This window comes from Trueperella abortisuis (assembly GCF_030811095.1).
GTDB lineage: Bacteria > Actinomycetota > Actinomycetes > Actinomycetales > Actinomycetaceae > Trueperella > Trueperella abortisuis.
Window position 1 is genome coordinate 1,615,742 of record NZ_JAUSQL010000001.1, and the last position, 23,183, is coordinate 1,638,924.

General features: G+C 56.4%; 20 protein-coding genes. 3 read left to right on the plus strand and 17 right to left on the minus strand.

Going from position 1 to position 23,183, the window contains the following annotated elements:
* Window positions 1–20 precede the first annotated feature (20 nt).
* From uriT to J2S45_RS07300, 3 genes are all read right to left on the minus strand, one after another.
* Complete coding sequence (uriT, locus tag J2S45_RS07290; RefSeq protein ID WP_456126036.1) at window positions 21–1,463, minus strand: uridine transporter UriT; 1,443 nt, start codon at window positions 1,461–1,463, stop codon at window positions 21–23.
* Between the two features lie 85 nt (window positions 1,464–1,548).
* Window positions 1,549–2,448, minus strand: a complete 900-nt coding sequence (locus J2S45_RS07295; RefSeq protein ID WP_307634992.1) for a carbohydrate kinase family protein — start codon at window positions 2,446–2,448, stop codon at window positions 1,549–1,551.
* A gap of 15 nt (window positions 2,449–2,463) precedes the next feature.
* Window positions 2,464–3,369 (minus strand): pseudouridine-5'-phosphate glycosidase, encoded by a 906-nt coding sequence (locus J2S45_RS07300; RefSeq protein ID WP_307634993.1) that lies wholly within the window; start codon window positions 3,367–3,369, stop codon window positions 2,464–2,466.
* Between the two features lie 103 nt (window positions 3,370–3,472).
* On the opposite strand from J2S45_RS07300, the gene J2S45_RS07305 reads away from it, so the two are divergent.
* Window positions 3,473–4,402 (plus strand): LysR family transcriptional regulator, encoded by a 930-nt coding sequence (locus tag J2S45_RS07305; RefSeq protein ID WP_296930430.1) that lies wholly within the window; start codon window positions 3,473–3,475, stop codon window positions 4,400–4,402.
* 280 nt (window positions 4,403–4,682) lie between these two features.
* Here J2S45_RS07305 and J2S45_RS07310 read toward each other — a convergent pair whose 3' ends face one another.
* Entirely contained in the window at window positions 4,683–5,453 is a 771-nt protein-coding gene (locus J2S45_RS07310) for an LPXTG cell wall anchor domain-containing protein (RefSeq protein ID WP_307634994.1), read from the minus strand.
* Between the two features lie 55 nt (window positions 5,454–5,508).
* On the opposite strand from J2S45_RS07310, the gene J2S45_RS07315 reads away from it, so the two are divergent.
* Entirely contained in the window at window positions 5,509–6,798 is a 1,290-nt protein-coding gene (locus J2S45_RS07315; RefSeq protein WP_307634995.1) for an MFS transporter, read from the plus strand.
* 202 nt (window positions 6,799–7,000) lie between these two features.
* On the opposite strand, the gene J2S45_RS07320 is transcribed toward J2S45_RS07315, so the two are convergent.
* The 6 genes from J2S45_RS07320 to J2S45_RS07345 all read right to left on the minus strand — a co-directional run bounded on the left by J2S45_RS07320 (window position 7,001) and on the right by J2S45_RS07345 (window position 14,092).
* The gene (locus tag J2S45_RS07320; protein WP_307634996.1) at window positions 7,001–8,257 is read right to left on the minus strand and encodes an amidohydrolase family protein; all 1,257 of its coding nucleotides are present in this window, start codon (window positions 8,255–8,257) and stop codon (window positions 7,001–7,003) included.
* A gap of 362 nt (window positions 8,258–8,619) precedes the next feature.
* The gene (locus tag J2S45_RS07325) at window positions 8,620–9,012 is read right to left on the minus strand and encodes a hypothetical protein (protein ID WP_307634997.1); all 393 of its coding nucleotides are present in this window, start codon (window positions 9,010–9,012) and stop codon (window positions 8,620–8,622) included.
* The gene (locus J2S45_RS07330) at window positions 8,960–9,448 is read right to left on the minus strand and encodes a hypothetical protein (RefSeq protein WP_307634998.1); all 489 of its coding nucleotides are present in this window, start codon (window positions 9,446–9,448) and stop codon (window positions 8,960–8,962) included. The genes J2S45_RS07325 and J2S45_RS07330 overlap by 53 nt, the downstream gene beginning before the upstream one ends.
* 404 nt (window positions 9,449–9,852) lie before the next feature.
* A complete protein-coding gene (locus J2S45_RS07335; protein WP_307634999.1) occupies window positions 9,853–10,431 on the minus strand; it encodes an RloB family protein in 579 nt (192 codons plus the stop codon).
* A gap of 66 nt (window positions 10,432–10,497) precedes the next feature.
* Window positions 10,498–11,889 (minus strand): AAA family ATPase, encoded by a 1,392-nt coding sequence (locus J2S45_RS07340; RefSeq protein ID WP_307635000.1) that lies wholly within the window; start codon window positions 11,887–11,889, stop codon window positions 10,498–10,500.
* Window positions 11,890–13,057: 1,168 nt separating this feature from the next.
* Window positions 13,058–14,092, minus strand: a complete 1,035-nt coding sequence (locus J2S45_RS07345) for a MerR family transcriptional regulator (protein WP_307635001.1) — start codon at window positions 14,090–14,092, stop codon at window positions 13,058–13,060.
* Window positions 14,093–14,203: 111 nt separating this feature from the next.
* On the opposite strand from J2S45_RS07345, the gene J2S45_RS07350 reads away from it, so the two are divergent.
* Window positions 14,204–14,383 carry a hypothetical protein gene (locus tag J2S45_RS07350; protein ID WP_307635002.1) on the plus strand — a complete coding sequence of 60 codons (180 nt, stop codon included), beginning with the start codon at window positions 14,204–14,206 and terminating at the stop codon, window positions 14,381–14,383.
* 912 nt (window positions 14,384–15,295) lie between these two features.
* Here the strand turns inward: J2S45_RS07350 and J2S45_RS07355 are convergent.
* The 7 genes from J2S45_RS07355 to J2S45_RS07380 all read right to left on the minus strand — a co-directional run bounded on the left by J2S45_RS07355 (window position 15,296) and on the right by J2S45_RS07380 (window position 23,174).
* Window positions 15,296–16,309, minus strand: coding sequence for an NAD-dependent epimerase/dehydratase family protein (locus J2S45_RS07355; RefSeq protein ID WP_278787562.1), 1,014 nt, complete (start codon window positions 16,307–16,309; stop codon window positions 15,296–15,298).
* A 1-nt stretch (window position 16,310) separates the two neighbouring features.
* A complete protein-coding gene (locus J2S45_RS07360) occupies window positions 16,311–17,147 on the minus strand; it encodes a hypothetical protein (protein ID WP_307635003.1) in 837 nt (278 codons plus the stop codon).
* Window positions 17,148–17,684: 537 nt separating this feature from the next.
* Window positions 17,685–18,725, minus strand: coding sequence for a hypothetical protein (locus J2S45_RS07365; RefSeq protein ID WP_278787564.1), 1,041 nt, complete (start codon window positions 18,723–18,725; stop codon window positions 17,685–17,687).
* A gap of 1 nt (window position 18,726) precedes the next feature.
* Window positions 18,727–18,864: a hypothetical protein gene (locus J2S45_RS07370; RefSeq protein ID WP_278787565.1), complete on the minus strand. Its 138-nt coding sequence runs from the start codon at window positions 18,862–18,864 to the stop codon at window positions 18,727–18,729.
* A 1,569-nt stretch (window positions 18,865–20,433) separates the two neighbouring features.
* Window positions 20,434–21,123 carry a WbqC family protein gene (locus tag J2S45_RS07375; RefSeq protein ID WP_307635004.1) on the minus strand — a complete coding sequence of 230 codons (690 nt, stop codon included), beginning with the start codon at window positions 21,121–21,123 and terminating at the stop codon, window positions 20,434–20,436.
* Window positions 21,120–22,265, minus strand: coding sequence for a DegT/DnrJ/EryC1/StrS family aminotransferase (locus J2S45_RS11145; RefSeq protein WP_407702479.1), 1,146 nt, complete (start codon window positions 22,263–22,265; stop codon window positions 21,120–21,122). Before J2S45_RS11145 ends, J2S45_RS07375 begins: the two co-directional genes overlap by 4 nt.
* Before the next feature lie 24 nt (window positions 22,266–22,289).
* Window positions 22,290–23,174, minus strand: a complete 885-nt coding sequence (locus tag J2S45_RS07380) for a glycosyltransferase family 2 protein (RefSeq protein ID WP_278787567.1) — start codon at window positions 23,172–23,174, stop codon at window positions 22,290–22,292.
* Window positions 23,175–23,183 lie beyond the last annotated feature (9 nt).

Sequence of the window (23,183 nt, forward strand, 5' to 3'; positions counted from 1 at the left end):
TACCGGCGCCAGGATTCCGGTTAGGCGTGGGTCGAGGCCGTGTCGCTTACGTCGTCGGGCCGCGGAATGAGTGTGGAGAAGGCGAGCGAGCACAGCACAAGGAACGCCCCGCCCGCGATTGCCCACCGGTAACCGGCGAGCACCCCCGCGCTCTGGCCAACGAAGGTGTTGATGGCGTAAAGGATCGCGAAACTCAATCCGGCACCCAGATTGAAAGCGCCGGAGTTCATGCCCGGAAGGTACCCCTGGTTATCGGCCGGGCTGAGCACCACGCCCAAACCGTTGAGCATGATGTTGACCATGCCCGCATAGGCAATACCCACTGCGATGCAGATGAGTAGCAACAGCAGGCGCGACGGCCGGTCGGCAACGAAAACGGTAAAGAGGAGCAGTGCGCTGGTGAGAATCAAGCCGGCCTGCAGGACCCGCTTGAATCCAAAACGGGAAGCGAGTTGCCCACTCACGGGGCCCATGAGCAGACCCGCAATCGCATACGGCGAGAGCGTCCAGAATGATACCTCGGCGGCGCTGATACCCGGGCCCACGCCACCGTCCTGCGCCAGACTCGGCACGAGGCCGTTCATCACGGCGAATACGCCGGTCATGGTCAGCAGAGTGGTGCCGAGGAGCGCCCAGGTGCGGCGTTGCTTCAAATACGTGGTGGTGACCAGCGGGTGCGCCACCCTGTTTTCGACACTCCAGAAGACTGCGAAGGCAACAATTGCCACCACGATCAGGCCCGCAAACACCAGCCAGTTCGCTTCTGCCAGCTTGCCAGCCTCGTTGAAGGCGAAGTATAGCGCGCCCAGCACAACAACCAGTGGGAACGTACCCTTCCAATCCATGGGCACTCGTTCGTCGCCGCGCGATTCCACAGTGCCGAAGCTAATGGCGACGACGGCGATCACGCACACCACGGCCATCGTGAAGAATACGGACTGGAAGCCACAATGCTCTGCAAGCCAGCCACCGGCCATCGCATCCACGCCCGCGATCCCGCCGTTGACCGCGGTCAGAACGGCCATCAGTTTGGCATATTGGCGGTTATCAGGAACCTGGACGTGCAGCATAATCAGTGCCATGGGAACGATCGGCCCGGCCACGCCTTGTACGACGCGACCGACCGCCAGCATGGTTACCCCGCCCACATAGGCGGAAAGGCCAGAAATGATGCAGCCGATCGCGGTGATCGTGAGCATCCACAGCATGATGCGGCGCCGGCCAATCAGATCACCCCAGCGGGGAAGGAATAGGGAGAACAGGGCGGCAGCGGCGAAGAATGCCGTCTGGGTGAGCCCGATTTGGCTCGCATCGACTCCGAGCTGATGTTCCATGGTCACCAGCGCGGGAGAAAGCATGGAGGCATTGAGCTGGAAGGCGAAGATCGCGCAGATGAGCGCAGTCATGAGAACCGGGACGCTTGGGAGGCTATTCTCGGCCCTTCTGGAAGTTGAGGTATTCATTGGATGCTCCTCGTTGAGCTAGCTGGAATATACGGGGGCGGGCGGGCCCATCGGTGTGTGGTCCCGCCCGCCGACATCTGTGTTCTTAGTTGTCTTCTGTGAGTTCGCCCTCGCGGGGCTCGGTTGCCCCCGGCGAATAGAGCACTCGGCGGGCGAGTGCGTGGCCGTCTTCGGTAGCCCGCACCACATCGCGGTGACGCAAGTATGAGGCAAGGAATCCGGCGTTGAACGCGTCGCCAGCTCCCGTCATATCGCGCGGATTCTTTACAGGACGTACCGGCACGACGGCGTGCAGCTTGCCCTCGGTAAACACCTTCGTGGCGTCCTTGCCGGCCCGGGCGAGGAGTGTCGTGCCCGGCAAATCAGCAAGGAAGTCTCCCGGTTCGTCGCCGTTGGCCAGATCCATGTATTTTGTTTCGTCTTCATTGGCGGAAACGAAATCGGGGCGCAGCTCGCGCATGAGATCTTTGAACCTGTCGATACCAAAGAAATCGATCATGCCCGTGGAAGAAACGTCAAAGGAGAGCATTTTGCCTTGGGCTTTGACAGTCTGTGCCGCTTCAATCACCGACGCGGCGGTGGGGTCGCCCTGCAAGGAGTAGCCGGTAATATGCAGTAATTCGATCCCGTCGAGCCATTGCGGGTCAATTGAACGCAACTGGCCAGATGCTCCACGGGACGGGAACATGTTCCTCTCGCCTTGGTCGTTGATGAGCACCACGATCATTCCGGTGGAATCAGCTACCTGGCAGCGCACGTCCACGTCATGGCTTTCCATTTCCCGCGTGAGCGTGACCCCTGCCAGATCGTCACCGACGCAACCAATGAATCGGGTGGGATAGCGCGTGCCCGCGAAGGCGGCCACATTCGCGGCCGACCCTCCGCGAGTCATGGTGATCTCGGACCGAGTGTCAGTAGCCGGACGAACCGGCTCCTGTAACCAGACCACCACATCCTGAACAATATCTCCTATAACACCTAACATGACACATCAGTCTTCTTAGGAGACAAGGGCGGTTGCGATCTTGGCGGCCAGGCGGGCGTTGTTAAAGTACAGGGCCACGTTGGCATCCAAGCTGGCGTCCTTCGTCTCCTGCCGGATGAACTCGAGCAGGAACGGCGTCACCGCCTGACCCTCCACCTTCTGATCTTCGAGAGCCTGCCAGGCCTTCTCGATCACAACGTCCAAGCCCTTCGGATCGAGCTGCTCATCTTCGGGGACCGGGTTGCCCACGCAGATGGCCTCCGAAAGGCCCATATCACGCATGACGTTGTAGATAGTGGCGACCTCTTCGGGAGAGTCCACGCGGTTGCCCAGTTTGAATCCGGAATCGGTGACATAGAAGCCCGGGTAGTTATTCGTCTGGTAGCCGACGACCGGAACCGAAAGGGTTTCGAAGCGTTCCAGCGTGGCGTGAATGTCCAAGACGGCCTTGGCTCCCGAGCTGACGAGCACGATCGGATACTTGGCAAGCGCGACCAGATCGGCGGACTCGTCAAAGTTCTCTGAAGCGCCGTGGTGTACGCCGCCAAGGCCGCCGGTAGCAAAGACCTTAATGCCGGCCTTGTAGGCCAGGAACGTGGTGGCCGCAATGGTGGTACCACCGTTCTTCTTCGATACCGCGCCAAGAGCGAGGTCTCGAATGGAAGCCTTGAAGACGTCGTCGTCCTCACTCAGTTCCTTGATCTGTTCCGGGCTCAGACCCACCGTGGGGACGCCCTTGTAGACGCCGATGGTGGCCGGGATGGCGCCGAGCGCGCGAATCGCTTCTTCGCCTTGAATCGCCACTTCGTAGTTACGGGGGCGGGGCAGGCCGTGGGTGAAAATGGTCGATTCGAGGGCGACGACCGGCTTGCCGGCGGCTAGCGCTTCAACGATGGAGTCAGCAACTTTGATGGAGGCCATGTTCTTTCCTTTACATGATTGGAGGGATCTCTTACTTCCCATCTAATGAGAGAATTGATGCTGGAACCAGACCGATTTGGCTATTTTCTGATAGGAAAGCCTTATGAAGTACACGCTGAATCAACTCCGCACCTTCACGGTTCTTGCCCAAACCCAGCACTTCGGTAAGGCCGCAGATATCTTGGGCGTATCGCAACCAACTGTCAGCAACGACGTCCGCAATTTGGAGCGGGCACTCGGCGTGGTTCTTTTCGAGCGTTCCCGCGCAGGATCGAGACTCACTGCCGCCGGAAAAGCCCTGCTAGACCAGGCCGAATTAGTCCTCCGCGAAGCCGAAAAACTGGCGGATCTGGCCAGCTCACAAGTGGCGGCTGAAACGGTCCGGTTCGGAGTTTCTCCCAGCATGGTCAACCGGTTAGCGCCCGCGGTGCTAGCCGCCCTCGATCGCGACGCAAGAACCGGCGGTCCTTCAGTCTCCGTGGAACTACGGGAAGTGGAGACCGGCGGATTGGAGAAACTCCTGATGCGGGACGAAGCGGATGTGGTAGTCGGACACTTCGTGGAAGCCCCGCCTGGAGCCCGCGTCGCAACGATTGGTCACGACGCCATTTGGGTCGTTTCCGCGCAGGGACGATACCGCACCGATACTCCGGTAGAAATAGCAAGCTTGCGCGATCGGAAACTATTGATCTGGCCGCGGGAGAACAGCCCGCGCTACTACGACTATTTGGTTGGTCTATTGCACGGTTCCGGAATCGATCCGGAAGTCTCACACGCCGGCCTACGAGTCTCAGGGGCCTATTCTTACCTGCTCACTACCGGTGAAGCCTATGCTTTGGTTCCCGAGGACTACGCTTTGGAGATCCCACAAAGCCTTTCGGCGGGTCCGATCTCCCCGATCGCCCAGATCCCACTCCACGTGGCCTGGCATCAACCGGCCTCACCCGGCGTCGAATATCTCCTCCACATGATCGTAAAAGTGCGCAAGAACCAGACCCGGAAGAAACACACTCGGAAAAGACGCCCCCGGTAGGGTGAGCAATCGCGAGGAAGCCACCCGGCTATAGGCCGGCTCCACAAAGGATCACGAGAGAGCGGCCGGTGCGCAAACTGCTAGGCGCCGCGCGATCTGTTCTCGGGCCGCGGGCGACACGAACGAGTCCCAGAGCTCCCCGAAAAGAGGGCCCCACGATGAGGGAACCGCCGGGACCGGGCAGGCGCCTGCTGACGCGGCGAGTGTTCTCCCCGACCGCGATTGTGCCAAGCGGGCCGGGCTACCACATCCGTGATAGCCCGGCCCGACTCGAATTCTTCTAGCTGTTCTTTCTGCGACGATCGGTCAACGCCGCGCCCACAGCAACAAGGGACAGGCCCGCGAGCGCCAACGGGGCGACCGCCGCGCCCGTGTTGGCCAGCGTCCCAGACTTGTTGTTCTTGTCAGGCTTGGAGACCTGCGCGGGCTGCTTGCCGTGAGGGGCCTTGTTGGCGGGCTTGTCACTAGCCGTGCCAGGTTGACCGTCGGCCCCCTGGTCGCCGGCGCCCGGCTTCTCGCCCTGGCCGTTCGGATCCTCACCTTCGGTCTTGGCCTTGTACGCAGCGAGCGCGTCCTGCGCCTTGAGCAGCGCCGCACGAGCCGCCTGCACCGCGGCCGCCGCTTGCTCGTATGCCTTCGCCGGCGCCATCAACGGATCGCGCTCATCCATGGCCTGCGCAAGCGCCGCCTCGGCCTTAGCAAGGCTCGTGTTATGTTCCTCGACAGCCTTGGCGGCGCTGGTGGCCGCAGTAGCGGCGTCGTCGGCTGCTTGCTGCTTCTTGGCGACATCGGCCTTCAGCGCCGCAGTCTCCTCCGATTTGGCCGCGGCGCCCTCCACTGCCGTGTCGTAGGCCTTCTGCGCCGCGTCGCGCTCTTCGGTTGCCGTCTTGACGGCATCTTTCTGCGTCTCGACGCCGTTTTCCGCCTTCTCGAGGGCCGCATCGGCGAGTGCCTTCGACTGCTTTGCGGCCTCGAGTTCCGCCTTCGCCGAGTAGGCGCCGGCCCGCCCCCTGCCTGCGCGCAGCCAATCCGGATCCCAGATACGCCACACGACCGGACGCAGCCACCGGACGCAGCCATACCATCGGCAACTATCATTGTGCTTTGTGAATGAACAGACCCCTATGAACAAGAATGTGTGGAGCTATCCGGGCTTCACGAACGTCATGGTTGCTATTTTCGCGGCGTTTGGCTGCTGGGCGTTGTTGCTTCCGGTCATCCCGCAGGCGATCATCGAGAGCGGCGGCTCGGCGGGTTTGGCTGGCGCATCCACCGGCGTATTCATGGGGGTCACCGTTATTGCTCAGACTCAGACTCCGAGAATAATCCGCCGTTTCGGCTATGTGCCGACGATGGCATTCTCTGGCGTGCTGCTGGGCATCCCGAGCCTGATCCACATTTTCACTATGAGCGCGCCCGCCGTTTTCGCGGTTGCGGCACTGCGCGGTATCGGTTTCGGCACACTATGCGTCGCTGAGTCTGCCCTGGTTGCGTCTCTGGTACCGCTCAAACTTCTCGGCAGGGCTTCTGGGACGCTTGGGGCGATGGTTGGGCTCGGCGAGCTGGTGATGCTTCCGCTCGGTCTGGTGGTAGCGTCGTCAGTTGGCAGTTACGCCCCCGTCTACATAATCGCGACCGTTCTTGGCCTAGCCGGAACGTTTCTCGCCACCAGAATTCCCCACATCGAACCGCCCAAGAAACACAGCCAGAAGATCTCCTCGGCGCGGGTGCCAACCTGGAAACTAGTCGCGGTTCCTGCCGCCGCGATGTGCTTCACCGCGATGGGGTTTGGCGGCATTTCGGCTTTCCTCGCTCCTGCCGTCACACATGTGGGAATTGAGCGGGCCGCGCTGATCGCAAGCCTGGGTCTGTCCGTGGTAGGGCTGGCTCAGATGATATGTCGTTATGCCGCAGGGATTTTCGCCGACGCAAAAGGCGCTGGCCGCCTGATCGTGTGGGCTTCTCTTACCTCTGCAATCGGGCTTGCCGGAATCGCCGCGATACTGATTACGGGTGCCAGCGGCTGGCTTCTGTTCTTTGCGCTGATCGCCTACGGGGCCGGCTTTGGGATAGTTCAAAACGAGGCGCTTCTGTTGATGTTCGGTCGGCTATCGAAGGATAGGAATGAGGTAGCCTCAGCCATTTGGAATGCGTCCTTCGACTCCGGGACGGGCATCGGATCGTTCCTCCTGGGAGGCGTGGCCACCATCGCAGTCGGATCGAGCCAGTTCTTTTGGGTTTTCGCGGCTGCTAGCACTCTGGTCGCTGTGGCTTTCCTCGTCACCCTCGCAGATTTGATTCTCGGAAACCACAGGATCGCGGAAGAAAACAACCTGCGCGCCGTGATACGGAGAATGATCGGAGCCTTGCACATTACGGCGATCCCGAAGCGCTGAAAAGGCACCAGCCAATTCAAGAATAGGGAATCGGACATTGGCTCGAACGATTCCGGTCACCTAGGTTCGATCCACGTGGTCGCGTGACGCGTTTGCAGATCCCACCCGGGGTGTCGATCCTTGACGGCAGTTGAGTGATCGGCCGCGGGCGGGGGCATCGTCGTCGTCTGAAGCCCGCGCGCCCGCCGCAATGAGTCACTTGCTAGATGCTAGGAAGCTCGAGGTCACGCTCCACAGTTATCGACCGTTCAAAGATCGTCTCTCCCTTACGCACCGAGCGGAGCACGTGAGCTCGCTGGCGCACCGCCTCGAGGGCGTCAGGCGCGTCGAGAACGATGAAGTTCGCATCCTTGCCCGTCTCGAGCCCATACATGTCTTGGATAGACAGCGTCGTTGCCCCGTTGTACGTGATGAGGTCCAGCGCCACTTCCATCTCGTCGAACGACATGATCTGAGCCAGATGCAGCGTGTTGTCCAGCACGTTCATCAGGTTTCCGTTACCGGCAGGGTACCACGGATCCACAATCGAATCCTGCCCACACGATACGTTAATCCCCTCCTCAAGGAACTCCTTGACGCGCGTCAATCCTCGGCGCTTCGGGTACGTGTCTGCACGCCCTTGCAGGTATGCATTCTCCGTGCCCTGGGCCGTGAAGTTTATGCCGGACTTCTTAAACAGCCCCATCATGCGGAAGGCATACGCGTTGTCTACCGAACCGAACGAGCAGGTGTGCGACGCCGTCGTTCGCGGACCATAGCCTTCCGCGAGCACGCGCGCGTTGAGCAGCTCCACGAACCTGGACATCGGATCGTCCGTCTCGTCGCAGTGCACGTCGATCAGCTTGTCGTACTTCAGCGCGAGGTCGACGATCTTGTGGATGGTTTCCTCGCCGTACTGGCGCGCCCACTCCGAATGCGGGATTCCACCGACGACGTCGGCCCCCATCTTCAGGCCTTCCTCCACAAGTTCTGCACCATTCGGGTAATTGTGCATTCCCTCCTGCGGGAAGGACACAATCTGGATCGTCACCAGATCCGCGAGTTGCTCGCGAAGCTCCAGCATCGCCCGCATGCCGGTCAGCTCCGGATCCGTCACGTCAATGTGCGTGCGGATGTACTGGACGCCGTGCATCATTTCTTCCCGGATACCTCGCAGCGCCCGGCGCTTGACGTCCTCAACAGTCTGGTTCTTCTTGATGTGCGACCAGCGCTCGATCCCCTCAAACAGAGTGCCTGAGACGTTATCCGCCGCCTCGTCGTCGCGCCCGGTGCCAATGTAATCAAGGTGAAGATGCGAGTCGACGTACGGTGGTGCGATGAGCTTTCCGCCCAGATCAACCGTCTCGTCTGCCTCGCCGAGATCGGTGCCGATGGCCTTGAACTTTCCGTCCTCCACAAGGATTTCGTTCGCATCTGGCTGCTTATAGACGGCAAGATTAGTGAATTTGATCGCGTTCACGGCTACTCCTTACCGTTACATCGTACACTGCCGGCGCCGTATTCTGATCGGTTCGCGACTCGTTTGTGAGGCTGTCGCAGGATTTCTTCGACGAGCACTTCCCTGACGGGCGACGAGCGCGCAAAGCATCGTATGTCCAGCCGAACTACAAGGCCTTGACAGTAGTGCCGTTGGCGCACAAAAGCTTGCACAGTATTCCTTTGATGTGCGAGGGGACCCCTCGCGGACGGCGTTTTCTTTTTGCCACAAAGCACTACCGCAAGCCCCGTGCCACCAGCGATTTCCTACCCAAATCCGCCCACAAAGACTGGCGAAGAGCCGAATCACAGCCTTTTGCCGAGGTGGGACACGTTGCGGTTTTCCTATTGCGCACCTGCGGGGCGAGCATGACTGAGATACATCAGCGCACAGCAGGCTAGCGCAACAACAATTACCCATGACGTTCCATAGGGCATCGCCGACTGTTCTTGCCCGCTATGAAATGCCATGCCAACAATTGATGTGGTTAGTGGAATGAACATTGTTGAGGAGAGCGACTCTACAATAACCGATGAGCTCGCTATTTCCTCAATAGAGACGCCGTCTGGGGTTGCTGGGTCCTCAAACAAAATATTCAATGTATCAAGGTAAGCTAAGCCCATACCGACTCCGGCAATGGTCCAGAAAACGACGAACATGGCAGTCGGCGATATAGGTTGCCAGTTAAGGAAGGTAAAAACGCCGATCGCCGCTGACGATGCGGCGAGCAAGGTCACGCCGATCGTTGACCTTGCCCGGTACGTTCGGGTCCGAGTTAGCTGGTTTCATCCCGCACAGCACACCAAGGACCGCCCATGCTAGGCCGCCGCCCGTGAGAATAAGGCCGAGAGAATCCGCTCCGGCACGATAGATGTCGTGCGCCGTCAAACTGACAAGTTCATTGGCCGCGAAATAGCTGCCAGTTAAGAAGAACATTCCTGCAAGAGCGGCCCTGCGTGAAGTTAGTTGAGTGAATGTTCCCTTGGGCATGAGCACAATGGCGACACGGCCAAGAAGAAGCATTCCCGTAATGAGCAGTCCAATTTTGATAACCCCGTTGGCTGGGATAATCGTGGCAGTAACCCCCGCGATAATCATAAGAAGTGCCGCATAAGAGAAGGGTGAATCCTTTCTACTGCCGTCAGTCTTGAGGTTAACCGCAGAGGGTGTCAAATGGTTTGTGTATGAGGATCTGATGAAAGGATTCGATTATGACCATGACACATAATGAGAGCCAAAGACCTCGCATTTGATAAGGCTGAAGATTGCTGTCAACTTGTTGTTGAACAGGGGTTTCGTCGCAATCCAGGGTTGGGATACACGGCTACTTAACGTTTTCGTGCGACCGTCGGTCGGGCGATTTGCGGTTTAGTAGCGCGCCGGTACTTGGCGAGGGGGAGATACGATATGGCTGGCGTTGGTGAGTTCAAACCCGGGATGCCAAAGAGGAGATCATTCTGGAGTGTTCTTGGGACATATCGATTCAGAATTTGTCCATTAGGTATGGGTACGTTTACTTTGCCTGTCTAAGAAGCGAGTCTGGGGGCATCCTTACCCGAGACCAGCTAGCGGAAGCATCATTTCTTGTCTAAAGACGCCAGCTTTACGATTTCCTCAATCATCCATGCAATGGCGCTTGACGGATTCGGCCCCACTCGATTGTCGACAAGCTTTGGCCAAGCCTTTTGCGCTCGTTCCATTGCTGGCTTGTAATTCTTAATTTCGAATCCCTTGGCTAGCTCTTTTCCGTTTCTCCCCTCAACGAGATGCAAGTCCCGTACACGCCAGTCTAGCTGTGCGCCGTCGATTGACGCTCTCTGTTCGTCCTTATGCCAGAGGAGCCACAGTTCAAACTTTGGATTTGTGACAATTCCATGGATTTGCTCGGACTCGCACTCCTGCAAAACACGTTCCAACGTGCCGTGGTCGTCTCGGTCAACGACAATGAATCGGGCGTCATACGCTGGCTCCCCGTTTTCGGCCCGCTTTTCTTGCTCCGTAGTCTTATTTCGACATGCCTTAAGAACTCGCGAGGGCTCGCCGGCTCCGGGTTCCACCTGCAGCGAGAGAACCGTGGCGTTACCTCTCAGTTCTTGATTGAGTAGCTGGAAATAGGCTTGCTCGGATTTTCCTCTCGCTCCTTCAACAACGATCAATACCCGTTTACTTTGCCGTCTCTGCGGACGTCTCCTAGATAGTCGTGAGCTTCTCGCCAAGTGCGGTCATCCTCTCGTCGAAACGTCACTTGGGTCAGGGAAAGTATCGTTAAGCAAACGTCCCAGCAGTGCTGGTGCCAAGCGCGGAACTGCACCGAACCGCCCCTCAAGATACTGTTTGCTGACGTTTGACCCGGGCTTAACATCTGTGAAGTCATCAAGTGAATACAATTCGGATGCGCCAGATCGTTCCTTCTCAACGTACCAAATCTGTTTCCGTTCTAAGTTCAACTCATGCTGCGGACTCAGAAGTGAAACGTCGTGAGAGGTGAAAATAAGTTGTGCTCCTCGGCGATTCGTCTCTTCGGATTGGAACAACGAAATGATGAGCGCAGCTAGGTATGGGTGCAAGCTCGTATCCAGCTCGTCAACACACAAGAGGCCGCCGTTTCGTAACGTCTTTACGACATCCACCGCAAGCGCCAGCCATGCCCGAGTTCCAGAGGACTCATCTGCTAAGCTGAATGCCTCAGATGCCACCTCGTCAGCTTCATGTTGGAACCGCAGCGAGCGCACCATCATTTCTTCAGTGATGTCGATTCTCGTCGGCTCTACGTCGACTTCTTTTGTTTCTTCGTCTTCTCCCTCGGACGCCTCTCGATTAAGGTGTGAAATAAGCTCCCGAATGGGCTCCGGAATCTCTTCTTCCTCCACGAATATCTTTGAAATTCCCACGTCGGCAACCCGCGCAAGAAGCTCAAGGTCTTCAAGCTTCAACTCGCCCGAAGCGAGTTCGTCAGCAATCCGGCTTAGACGCCATTCTTGCGCTTTGTCGCCAACGTCGTACACTGTGAGAGTTTGTAGCATTTCTTCACCGATAAAGGTCAGAAGTTCCTTATCCATGTGCAGAGCACGTGACAGTGCCAACTCTCGGTCAGAAACCTCGATCTGACCCAGACGAAGGCCGAGCCGAACCCTACGTTTTTTATCTTCGCGCAAACGGTTGATAATATTTGTTGGTCGCGAGGTCCGGTATACGACGAGGTTTTCTGCCACCACCCCCTGCCGGTCGATCGTGAATTGGTATACGAATCTATGCTCTCCCGCCGAAAGTTCAGAAAAACCGGCTGGAATATCGAGAATAAAATCGAGTTCGTATGAACTCAACCCTTGCGTGGAATCTGGATCCAGCCTAAAAGGGTCACGCACCATAGTGTCTGACTCCATCCAGCGAGTGGAAGATAGAGCTACGGCTGTTCTAAGAAAGTGAAAAGCGCGAATCATTGAGGTCTTACCGGACGCGTTTGCACCAAAAATCCCCGCTACCGGGAAGAGCATATCTCGCCAGGTAGAACCTTCCGGTGGCAGATTAGTTCTCAGCTCATTTCTTGTCAGGTCAAGGAAAAAATCGTCTCTGAAGCTACGATGGTTCCGAACCGAGAAAGACAGTATCCTCATAAGCCTTATCCTACTGCAAAATCCAGATTTTAGAAAAATATTTCCTTGGATGAGGGTTTCGCGTGCGTTTCAAGTGACACGCAGCCTAATAGTGACGAGCCGAAGCGGCGTGGTTCTAGTAACGGGGAGGTTATGCTGGGAGGCGATAGTTGGGCGCTAGAGGCAGGTCGACGAACTCACGGCCAGGCTAGCCTCGATATCAATGATTATGGTGCCGGCGGTGGGTGAATACTTTCATTTATGCCGAGGTGGTGCCTAGTGTGTTCTAGATAGACTCCTGTGGATTTGGGATTTGATGGAATCTATCTATACCGACCAGTGCAGTCGTACATACCTCGCCCGAGAGCGGGTTTTCCTATACCTCAAAAACTTTCCTAACCGAGGAAAAATAAGAACTTGCCAACGCGCTTACTAGCGAAAACATAAACTCGCCAACGCTCGCCTATTTTTTAGCCCCCTAGGGCGTGCTTGCCAAACGCAACGCTAGCCTTATCAAATCCGAGGTCATAGTGGAGCCAAAGATCTCGCATTTGATAAGGGGCGAGATTGCCGAGAATCGGCTGTTGAGCAGGGGTTTTGCTGGTTTGAGTGCCGTTGCGCCCCTTCTTTTGGTGTAGTCATGCGAGCCGTCCGGAGCGGCCCCAGCATCCCTGGCGGCTCCTGATGCGACGGGAGGGGTCTGGTTTGGCGATTGCGTTGGCGGGTTCAAGGCGAGGGGGTTGCTTCTTCGTGCTGCTGAAGTGGCCGGAGTAGGCGCATCATTTCGATGCCGCCCTGGTTAAGCACTTCGGCAATGAGGTCAGTGAGGATTTCGTGCTCTCCTGCTGATGTTGGGCTGACTTGAAGAGTGTGGCTGATGGTTCTGAAATCCTAGATAGCCATCGATTCATCTCGGGGGCGAAGAAGACTGGCTGCCCAGGCTCCTTCGTTTCTGCGGATAATGATGGGTGCTTCACCATGGGGAACTAGGCGAACATGCAGTTCCGAGTCCGAGACAGGGTTGAGGAGACTGGAGAGTTGGCTCGCGCAATTGAACGCTTCAATAAGGGCATATCCAACATCGTTCTGTGTCGTCTCATTAGGCTGGTTGGCGGACAGATTGCGGGCTTGAGAATCCAATTCTGGTTCATCAACCGCAAGCTGTATCGGGGACTACTGTAGGTTTGGTTCAGGCCGACTCGTTCGGCTGATCCAGCGTGATACTAAGCTCCATGTGGGCGGCTCCGTACCCGTCGTGGTCATCAACCTCGTGAACGATTCGCTGTCGGATTTCTCGAGGCTCAGTGATTCCGCGTTCTTCCAAATACAGGGCCAGAGCGATCCCCTCTCTCGAAGGTAGGGATCCTCCCGGTAATAGTTCTTCTAACGTGTCGTCATCGACTGGTCGATCGCCAAGGTGCTCGCCGTCGCCAGATTCTTCCAGCCCTGTCCCTGAATCAGCAAAGCTCGCGGTTCGAATCCAGGCCTCGGTGCGCTCGGGCAGAATCCCTGACACAATATCGGATGCAATCTGCTCACCAGCACCAAAACCAGCCGGTAGTGGGCTAGGAATGGCAAAGCACAGCGCGATGAACACGCGTGATGGCTTGACTTTATCGACATGGAAACTCGTCCAAGAGTTCGCTATAAATTCGCCAAATTCTGCCCCTTCATTCGACTGAGTGGCATTTGCCCTGTCGCCGGGAGTCTCGTGACCCGAATCGGCGTCAAAGATTCTTCGCAAGGTCTCCACCAGAGCCAGCAAATCCCGTTCCAGTTGCGGCAGCACTTCGTCTGCCGACGCTAATTTCTGCTCCAAGTCGGCGGTGTCCACCACGGTCGAGACCCCTGCCCAGTGCAGTCGTCCGGCATGCCGTTCAAGTACCGGATTGACGCGCTGCAAATCGGCGCTCCACATGGCAGCTCGCTCTAAAGCCCAGTCCTCAAGCCGACGCTGAATCTGCATTTGAGTGCGCCGAGCCGCCAACTGCTTGCTGAGCTCATGTGGATGAGTCAGCACCTGCCGCATCTCGGAAATCCCCATCCCTGCAGCCCGCAGTAACCGTATCAGCCCGGCCTGCGCCAACTGTTCGGCTCGATAGTAGCGGTACCCGCTAAACTCATCGACCCGGGCGGCTTCAAGCAGCCCAATGTCGTGGTAGTACCGTAGCGTCTTTATGTTTATTCCGGTGCTGTGGGAAAACTCCCCAATACTGATACTCATGTCGCTCCTCCGCCTTAGGCTTCGCTTTCTGCGCGGCGATCCACCGCTTAATTCGAGTATGAGCCCTCCAGTTACTGGAGGGTCAAGCCCGAAATGAGTTAATCCTGAACGGTGCGGTTTGCGCCCGTTAAACTGAGTGTCTTCCTCGCCACCTACAATCAACTCTTCAGCGCGCCGATCGGGGATTCTCAGCCAACCCACTGGACGGCCCTGATCGACTACGCCATCGTCAGGGGAGGGGCCATTGAGTTCTTCTTCCGCGACGGACGCGCAATCGCCATCAACTTGTAGAAATGTTCCGCTTAGCCAAGCCCGCCTCACTCGAGGGAGGGTTTTCTTTGCCCTGAATCAGCGTCTGACTAGGCAAAACGTGAACTCACCAACGCACGCCGAAATTTAGGCCCCCAAGGGCATACTCGCCAAACGCAACCCCGGCCTTATCAAATCCGAGGTCATAGTGGAGCCCTAGACTCCATATTTAATAACCGACCCGACCGATTCTACTTGTGATTCGGCGGGATTCTAGCCCGCAGACCTCCATTCCAGGTAACCCCATTCTTGCAACTAGCATCGCACCCAAGTCCCCTCGTGGGATCGTATTGGGACTACTGGGTGTGTCGGGTGTGGTCCTTGGAATCCACTGCGTTGGCGTATCAGGGCGTACGGTCGCGCATCACAATCCGTCCTAGAACTCGTGACTATGTCGCGGTCACTAGCACCCACCCCGTTGCGATGGTTCGGATCCGGTATCCTCCGGCGCGTGTTAGCCGAACCGGCGCGGGGGACGTCAGGCTTCAAAGACCTCGCCCCCCACTGTGCTCGCAAACTCGCAGATGTACAGAAATGCACACAACCAATAGCCGATGAACCCATACTGCACACGTCATAGACAACGCCAGCCACCGCGCTCCCAACACTCGCTCTAACCGTGCAGCCACCGCGACCAATGCTCCGCTAACGAAACCATCGAACGTCCCTACTTGACGCGAAGCGGCACACGAAAAGAGATGTAACGAGCCGGGTCGAGCGTGCGACATACATCACGACGCAAAGCACATCGCACCCATATGGGCTCCTCGACAACGTCAAGGCCATATCGATCCCTCTGGACGGCGAACGCCAAAGGCAACGGATCTCTCTATAGAAACATCACCAACAGCACCGACCAAATCACGTCAATGCATCAACGCAACGAAATGCACGTCAGTATTCGACAGCCTTGAACACAGCTTCGGGGAGTTCGGCATTCCTGAACCAGTCCACATACTGCCGGAGACCGAGTTCGAAAGGAATCTGAGATTCGAAACCGAGCACTGACTTAGCCTTCCCTGTGCAGGCGATGCCGCCAAGCGGATCACCAGTGGGGACACCTGTATTCACAAGCCGCGGTTCACCTCCATAGAGTGCACGAATCCGTTCCGCAACAGACCGAACAGTCGTTCCTACACCGGTACCCACATTCAACGTCTGCCCGGCGCAATTCTCGCCGACGAGGGCCAGCACAGTCGCTCGCGCAACATCGTCAACATGAACAAAGTCCCTAACCTGATGCCCACCCCCATGTAGGCAAAGGTCCAACCCCAATTGTGCGCGGGCCGTAAAAGTGGCGACGCACCAAGAGTGGCTCCCAATCTTTGGAAGCTGGGGTTGACCATAGACAGAAAAATATCGGAGTATGACCGCCTCGAACCCACTTTCCCGTGAACGCAGGCGAGCTTCATTCTCGAGCCAGACCTTAGCGTTTGCATACGACGATATCGGCGAATGAGACGCTGACTCCTTCCAGACGATTCCATCGCCGCCAGAACCATAAACACTAGCAGAGGAAACAACCACAATCCGCGAACAGCTTGATGCATTACGCATCGCATCGAACAGCGTGGCCGCGGCCATCAGGTTCATTTCCGAAGCGCGGACGGGGTTGTGCGTGCACTCGGCTACGTCAGCGCACGCCGCAGCATGAACAACGAAGTCAACGTTGTGCATTAGCGCACGCAGCGACGTGTAAGAATGTAAGTATTCGACGATGATCTCATCATAATAGCGATCGGCTTCGAATAGTCTACGATAATCAAAGTGGTACGCGTCGAGAGGATCGATACATATTGTGTGGGCGCCGCAGCCTTTGAGGAACTTACCAATCCGGCTGCCGACGAGGCCGGCACCACCCGTAACAAGAACGGTCTTATTGCGGAGCGTATCAAATTTGGACGTCACTCTATTCTCCTATCACTGGTACTCTCGTATAGGCAACCAAACAGTCGCGCTGACTTGCACTGAGTGACGAATCTGTATAGATTACCCGACCGTCATTCGAAAGACGGAGTGATGATGGATCAATCCCGAGAGTTGCGGCAACTTTGAAAAGTTCGACGCTGGTAAGCGAACCACCCTCGACGCACTTTTCGATCTGGCGCTCATCGCAGCGAGCCATACAGATCGGTCTTTCCCTTCCAAGGACATCATCGTAACGCCGAATCGCTTCCGTATTCGCCTCTGCACGGCCCGTGAATATCCGAGCCATTAATGTCAAAGCGCAAGCCTGATCTTTGACCAGTATGCTCGAGAGTTGCAGTTCCTCGTGGATTGCGGCTATACGAGCTTCAAGTGTTGCCGGGAAGACCTTACGCCCCTCAATTTGATCCATCGCAGGAAGTGGCAGGCCTCTCGCTCGCGCCGCAGCTTCAATCCCCGGAACTGCCACCAATCCGCCAATTACAGATATGCCCAATGGCTCTCCAAAGCGAAGCGCATCAGCAATCTGAACATACGTATCGTTCCATCCTTCAACCACTGGCCGGCAATAGTGAGCGAGAGCTACACATTCAGGTCGCTCTTCCAAGATCCGATCTCGCGCACGCCATCGCGCTTCTCGAACATTCGTGTGACCACTCATTCGTTCCATTCGGCCATCCGCACCAGTGTAATCTAGAAAGAGTGCGATACGAATCTTCTTCAAGTCAGAGAGAAACGAAATATCATCCTTAGAAAGAGGTGCCTTCGTAATCAGGATGATCAAGTCTTCGACCGAATTCTGCTCGAGGTACATAAGCATTGAACGGGTCGACATTCGAGTCGTTGGCAAGAATGGGTCGGTCGTAGCGGAGTGCAAGCAGAGCTGCGTAACTCCGGGGATTCTTTTCGGAGATCGAAGTGCTAACTTGAGCAACTCGAGCTCGTCGTGCACCTGCACCACTACACCGTCGGCGAGTTGCGAATCAACCGTCGGTATCGGTGCCGCCGTCGGCCTAAAGCAGTAGACGCAGCCAAAACTACAGCCTCGGTAGGGGCTCACCACTATCGAACCTGCATGAAACCAGATCGACTCTACTTGCGATCCATCGTTGTTGAAGCCGTTGTCCGCCAAGAGTGCCGTACAGTAACTCAATATTGTTATCGCTTGCTTCAGCGAAGATCCCGAGGCAGCAGATAGAGTGCCATATACGGATTTAACGCAAGAATTCATTAACTCCTGCGGTATAATAAAATCGGCATACCGATCTTGAAGTATATACCTGACAATGTCTTCACTCTTCTCAGATAGCGTTCTCTGAGGTGACGCCAGGACCTCCTGAATTCGCTGGAGAAGCATCTATCGCAATCCACCCTCTACGAATCCGAGATCGCTCAGCAGGCGCAATTGCGCATTGACTGCATCCAGAATCTTTGATTGGTTAAACCCAAGGCGAATAAGGGCATGTTCCGGTCCGCATCCAGTAGCCAGCATGAACGCGAGCACCGATAGGAGATATGACGAGATCTGCAATTCAGACTGCCGCTCAAATAGCGAGCGTGTATCCACTAAACGGAGGCCATCGTCACCACCAAAGCTTAGGACGCCGGGCGCTGGGCGGCATGAACTGACCGGCGCCTGCGGCAAGCGGCCCAACAAACCGACGCACTCGGTTACTATTGGACGAAATCGGATTGGTCCCCATAGCTCAATCTGGAGACAGTAATTCAGCACCTGTAGACGTCTAAAGTCACCCCAAAACGGCATTAACGGCCATTCGACACACTGGGACCATTCCGACTGACGCAACTTCGCAACGCGCCATTTGTCACCAGGAAATGGCTGATCGCGGAGGGCCATCAGGACATCGAGGCAACGCCAAACGAGAGTATTCTCCAAAGCAGCGAAACTTATGACGTCCGAATCCTCTTGAAATCCGACCAAATCCTCAGATGCTGTGACCACCTCCCATGTGGTGATCAAGCCAAAACACTCGAGAATTCGTCGCCGCAGGCTCGCCAAGTCGCGCGCGAGGTCAGAGAACGCCTCAGAACTGTGGATGACCTGGCCGCACATTAGGCGCAGCAGCGATGCCCATGTCGACGAACCAAGATCCAGTTTCAACGCAGAGCCAGGACTAGCCTCAACGTCTCTAAACAACGAGAACAAATCGCGCAGCCAACCGGCGTTAAAATGTTCAAGATCAATACGCTGGCCGTCGTGGTTGAGCGTGTCTGTGAACTTGTCCCTCACGTTTGAAAACACATACACGTCGATGTCTGACCGCGCATGACCGTATCCCGCCACCTGACTGCCGACTAGGACAACACAGGCCGCATCGGTGCCGAGATGAGACAAGACGCGCTCCGACAGTCCGGTCGGAGCGTCGCAGACACTCACGTCAAAATGTCTTCTCGTTCATGGTTGGGACTTCAGGAAGCGTCGGAGTCGCAAGCAACTCGCGGAGTGCTTCAATCTCCTCGGTAGTCAGGTTCTCATCGGCGACAGTCGTCTCGGTTGAGTTCACGATCGTGTCCATGTTGCACTCCTCCTTGAATGCGATGTTAGAGACATCACTAGGTTACCGTGAGTACCGTGGGAGGTCAATAGTTCGGCGCACCTTGCGTAGATCGAGCGAGCGGCGACTCACGTGCCCGTATTGGTTGGAGCACGCAATGGGCGTTCATGTACAACGATCTTGTCGCTATGAGCATCACAGTGGAGGCGACATTGCGGTCGCTCCAGGGGCCCCGCAGAATCGCGCGAAGGCACAATAGGGCTGAATGTTCGACCGTCTCCGTGATGCGACATGCTTGGCTCCGTCAGCTGGCAGGCGTGTTGAAGCAGCCCAATGATCCGGCACGAGGGCGATATTCGTCTCCACGTGCACTCGGATCGTGCCCGCAAGTGTTCGCAGGCCGCGCGCCCGGTGTTGGCGCGTGTGCCACTGAATATTGGCCCTTCGTAAGGGAGGTGCGTTGTCAGTCAAACATACTGATGCAACGCTTCTCCTATAGATCATTGCCTACTCGTTGATCACCATGATGACTCATCCTCTGCGTGGACGCTAAACCGACGGCCATGAGCACGGCAACGATTGATAGCCACTTGGCAATCTAGAATCAGCCTCTGGAACTCACAGTAATCAGGGCAACTCGTTGCGGGCAGCTGCCGTGTCAGTCCATCACCATCCGCAAAGCGGGTCACCAAGGTAAGGATGAGCCCAGATTCATTGAAATGGCCGCGATGGCTGGCGTGTGCTGACCGTATCTGGCAGCACGCCTGAACCCAAACATTGATCACGGGGCTATCGGACGGGATCACCTGGAACTCCTGCGCGGCAACGCCAACGTTCGCATCATGGCAGGCCCGGAACACCCCCTACAAGCCATCTCGTTTCATATTTGTGGTCTTGACTGTGACAACGGCGACGAGTTCTTCAACCGCGAAGCCATCTTACGGGCTGGGGCGCAACATACGCATTTTTGCTCGTTGAGGCCCCAACATTGACGACGTTCACGCTGATCTGCAATCCAAGAACACCTACGTCGTATTCCACCTGTTGTTCAACTACCGGAAGGCCCCAGGAGCCCCTCGCTGCTGACCCAACCGTGGGGATTGATGTGGCTGCATCCGAACTCCTTTACGCCTACCCACATAAGGCAATCGGGTGGTGTGCCCACAGCAGCGGGAGCCGTTAACATGCCTACCCAATCCCTCTCCCCAACCACATCCCCTAAGTGACCGTGACCGCTGCGATGAGCTCTCCAGCACCAAAAGCCGAACTCAAACCCCGTCACACCTCATCAAGCGCCCAAATTCGCCGAGTCATCCTGGGTATACAAGACCCGCTGATCCCATGACCGAATAATCACCGTCGTCGTCGGCAGTGGCATTCGCGCATCAACGGCACGCTGAACTAGCCTAAGAGCAGATGTGGTCCTGAGAATCAGAACCGGCTGATCTCCACTTCAAAACCGACAGTCCAACCACACGACAATCGGAGCCTGCCATCGGCTGCCTTCCATTCGCCAACACCGCACTCTCATTGCAGGATGACCTACTGGTCATGGCCTACAAGCGAACATACCCGGCCTGGCGGGGAACACTAACCGCGAGACCGCAACAAGCCAGCCGGATTTGACGAATATGCCAACATGTCAATGATACTAAGACCTGAAATCCAGGGACTACTACCTCTGTCATACCGACGCAACTCGGGCTCATGCCACACCCAACGCGCGATAGAGTCTGACCATTCTTCCTCGCGATGATAATTCCGCCCGCCTTGGCCCGAAATATAGTTCGAACAATTCAGAGTCTCAGCAAGAGAGATCAATCGCGAATCCGGCGTGGAAAACTTTGGCAGATTCAATTCGGACTCGAGCACCAGTGTCGCCGAGATATCGAGCATGTCGAAGATGCGACGAATGAGTGCGACATTCAACTCCGCAAGCGACTCAAATCGATGCTCAAATACGATTTCAATAAGGTCGTATACTGCACGCCAACCTACCTCGGCACTATAATTATAGTGCAAAATGTTCCGATGGTGAAAATGCCACCCATTATCCACAGGAAACACGGCATTAATAGCTTGCCCAAATTTCGCATGTATCGGAACCGTAAGCCAGCGCCATCCCAGCGAGTTACGATCCGCCACTCTTGTGCGGGACTGGTACTCCTGCCTGACGAATTGGAGGTCATCTTGAATTACGACATAATCGGCAATGAGTGCACGCTCGAAGAAGCCTACCCAAGGAAGGTATCTAGGCTGCTGAGCCACGAACGAATTCATCTTCCCACCCTTGTATTCGCATATCGAAAGATCGTTTCGCAAATGTAGTCGATTTCCTCGCTGCGGAGATCTGGGTAGATCGGAAGGAGCACGGTATCCGTTGCGGAACCTTCAGAATGGCGAAGCCCGGCCTCTGTGCACCGAGCCCGCTGCCTGAAATGTCGAAATGAGGACAAAGGTCGGAAGTATCGCCTCACCTGAATTCCTCGCTCTGTCATATATTCGATAAAGCGAACTGCATTCCAGTCCGGCGCTTGACAAATCAATGGCATGTACAGCCACGAGGGGGCGCAATGAGGTTCAGGTAAGAAGATCGATGCGCCCTCAAGCCCGGCGAGGTTCTCGATGTACCTACTGGCATGTGTTCGTCGAGCCGCCAACAACTCGTCAATGCGAGCTAGTTGCGTCAGAACGATCGCGGCGTTCATCTCGTTCAGTTCCAAGTCCAACGCCGTTTCACCAACCTCCAACCAGGATCGAGGAGCGCCAGCCGGCAACGAGTGCTTCGACCCGAGTTCGTAGCCGCCCGACAAGAACTCACGGCAACTGGCGACAGTGCCAGCATCGCCGCACACCATGCCTCCTGTTCCGCCTGTAATCATCTTTGTAGGGCCGAAACTGTGAATCGAGTACGCAGCCGAGTGACCAACAGGACGACCAAATACCGTGGAACCTTCAAGGCCTGCGAGGTCCTCTATTACCGCTATCCCTCTATTCGCGAGTTGACGCCGAAGCGCACTATTGTCATACGGCATCGCAAACGCGTATGTGCTGACCACTGCCGATGTTGCCGAACTCAACGCACTGACAACTTGAGCAGAATCGACCTGATGAGAGACCGGATCATTATCGACGAGTACCAGCTTGGCGCCCGTTAGGAGTATCGCCTGGGCCACCGAGGGACAGGTCACATTACTAACGACAACCTCCTTTCCCGGTCCGCATCCAAGTGACGAAAGCAGTGCCCACAACCCGGCCGTCGCGGTGACAGCCGTCGTTCCCGCCTCCATTCCTAGCGACCCAGCCACAACCGATTCCAAGGCAGAGTTATACCATCCGCCTCTGAATTGGCCACTGTAAATGACGGCACGAACCGCCGAAACTTCCCAATCTCCCAATGAGGGGCGCATCAATGGAATCATCTGCTGACCACCTGCTCGCGATATTCATGCTCGCGCGCACTCCAACTCGGTTCGCATGCACTGAATCGACTCTTCAATATCCGCGATGCTGTAATCACCGTCGAAATATGACATCATCGGCAGCAACTCAATGCAGCCATGTTTTCGGATCAGGTAGCTCCATGCGCCAAAGGCCTCTCTAATGGACAACTGGTGACGCGGATGTGGTAGGTTGATTGACCTCGCCTCCGAAACCAAGCAAAACTCGTAGTCCGAGCTTTGGATCCTCAGACCTAAATCAATATCGACGTTCCATCCCCCATAACGCTGCAGTTTCTCATCAAGAAGACCATATCGCTCAAAGAAGGACATCGGAATCGTGTGATTCCCGAATCGCATGCCAAGATATGAGGATGCAAGTCGCGGAAAACTCGGACTCGCTAGCACGCTCTCAAATTCCCAGATCCGCCGGTCTACGACGCTCGCATCCCAAATCTGGTCGAAGGTTTCCCGGAGGAATCCATCCCTGAGGAGTGGATCCACGTAGATGTCATTTTGTGCCGCGATTGAAGGGTATAGACGAGCTCGCCCAACGCCGATATGGCGCCCGTTCCCCTCGTACGCGATCATGTGCGCCTGGAGTGCGCCCGGCGAAAGTATCTCATCGTCCAAACCGAGCAGTACCAAGTCGCCCTTCGCATGCTCGATTCCGAAGTTGAACGCACACACCATCCCCGTCTTGTCTGGACAAAGAACGGAAATAGGCAACGACCTGGCCGCAATCGCGTCCGCCAGCGGTGGGTCGCTATGGTCATCTACGACTATGACCTCATAACAATCACCGGCGACCGTCTGGCGTTCAAGAGAGTCAAGAACGAGCCTAAGCCTACTGGTGCCGTGCCGCGTGGAATCTGCACGAGCGGCAATCACTACCGATAT

Bases quoted from the DNA above. Each gene is read 5' to 3' on its own strand.
- uriT (WP_456126036.1), bottom strand. From the start codon at position 1,463: ATGAATACCTCAACTTCCAGAAGGGCCGAGAATAGCCTCCCAAGCGTC.
- J2S45_RS07295 (WP_307634992.1), bottom strand. From the start codon at position 2,448: ATGTTAGGTGTTATAGGAGATATTGTTCAGGATGTGGTGGTCTGGTTA.
- J2S45_RS07300 (WP_307634993.1), bottom strand. From the start codon at position 3,369: ATGGCCTCCATCAAAGTTGCTGACTCCATCGTTGAAGCGCTAGCCGCC.
- J2S45_RS07305 (WP_296930430.1), top strand. From the start codon at position 3,473: ATGAAGTACACGCTGAATCAACTCCGCACCTTCACGGTTCTTGCCCAA.
- J2S45_RS07340 (WP_307635000.1), bottom strand. From the start codon at position 11,889: ATGAGGATACTGTCTTTCTCGGTTCGGAACCATCGTAGCTTCAGAGAC.
- J2S45_RS07345 (WP_307635001.1), bottom strand. From the start codon at position 14,092: ATGAGTATCAGTATTGGGGAGTTTTCCCACAGCACCGGAATAAACATA.
- J2S45_RS07360 (WP_307635003.1), bottom strand. From the start codon at position 17,147: ATGCTTATGTACCTCGAGCAGAATTCGGTCGAAGACTTGATCATCCTG.
- J2S45_RS07370 (WP_278787565.1), bottom strand. From the start codon at position 18,864: ATGGACACGATCGTGAACTCAACCGAGACGACTGTCGCCGATGAGAAC.
- J2S45_RS07375 (WP_307635004.1), bottom strand. From the start codon at position 21,123: ATGAATTCGTTCGTGGCTCAGCAGCCTAGATACCTTCCTTGGGTAGGC.
- J2S45_RS11145 (WP_407702479.1), bottom strand. From the start codon at position 22,265: ATGATTCCATTGATGCGCCCCTCATTGGGAGATTGGGAAGTTTCGGCG.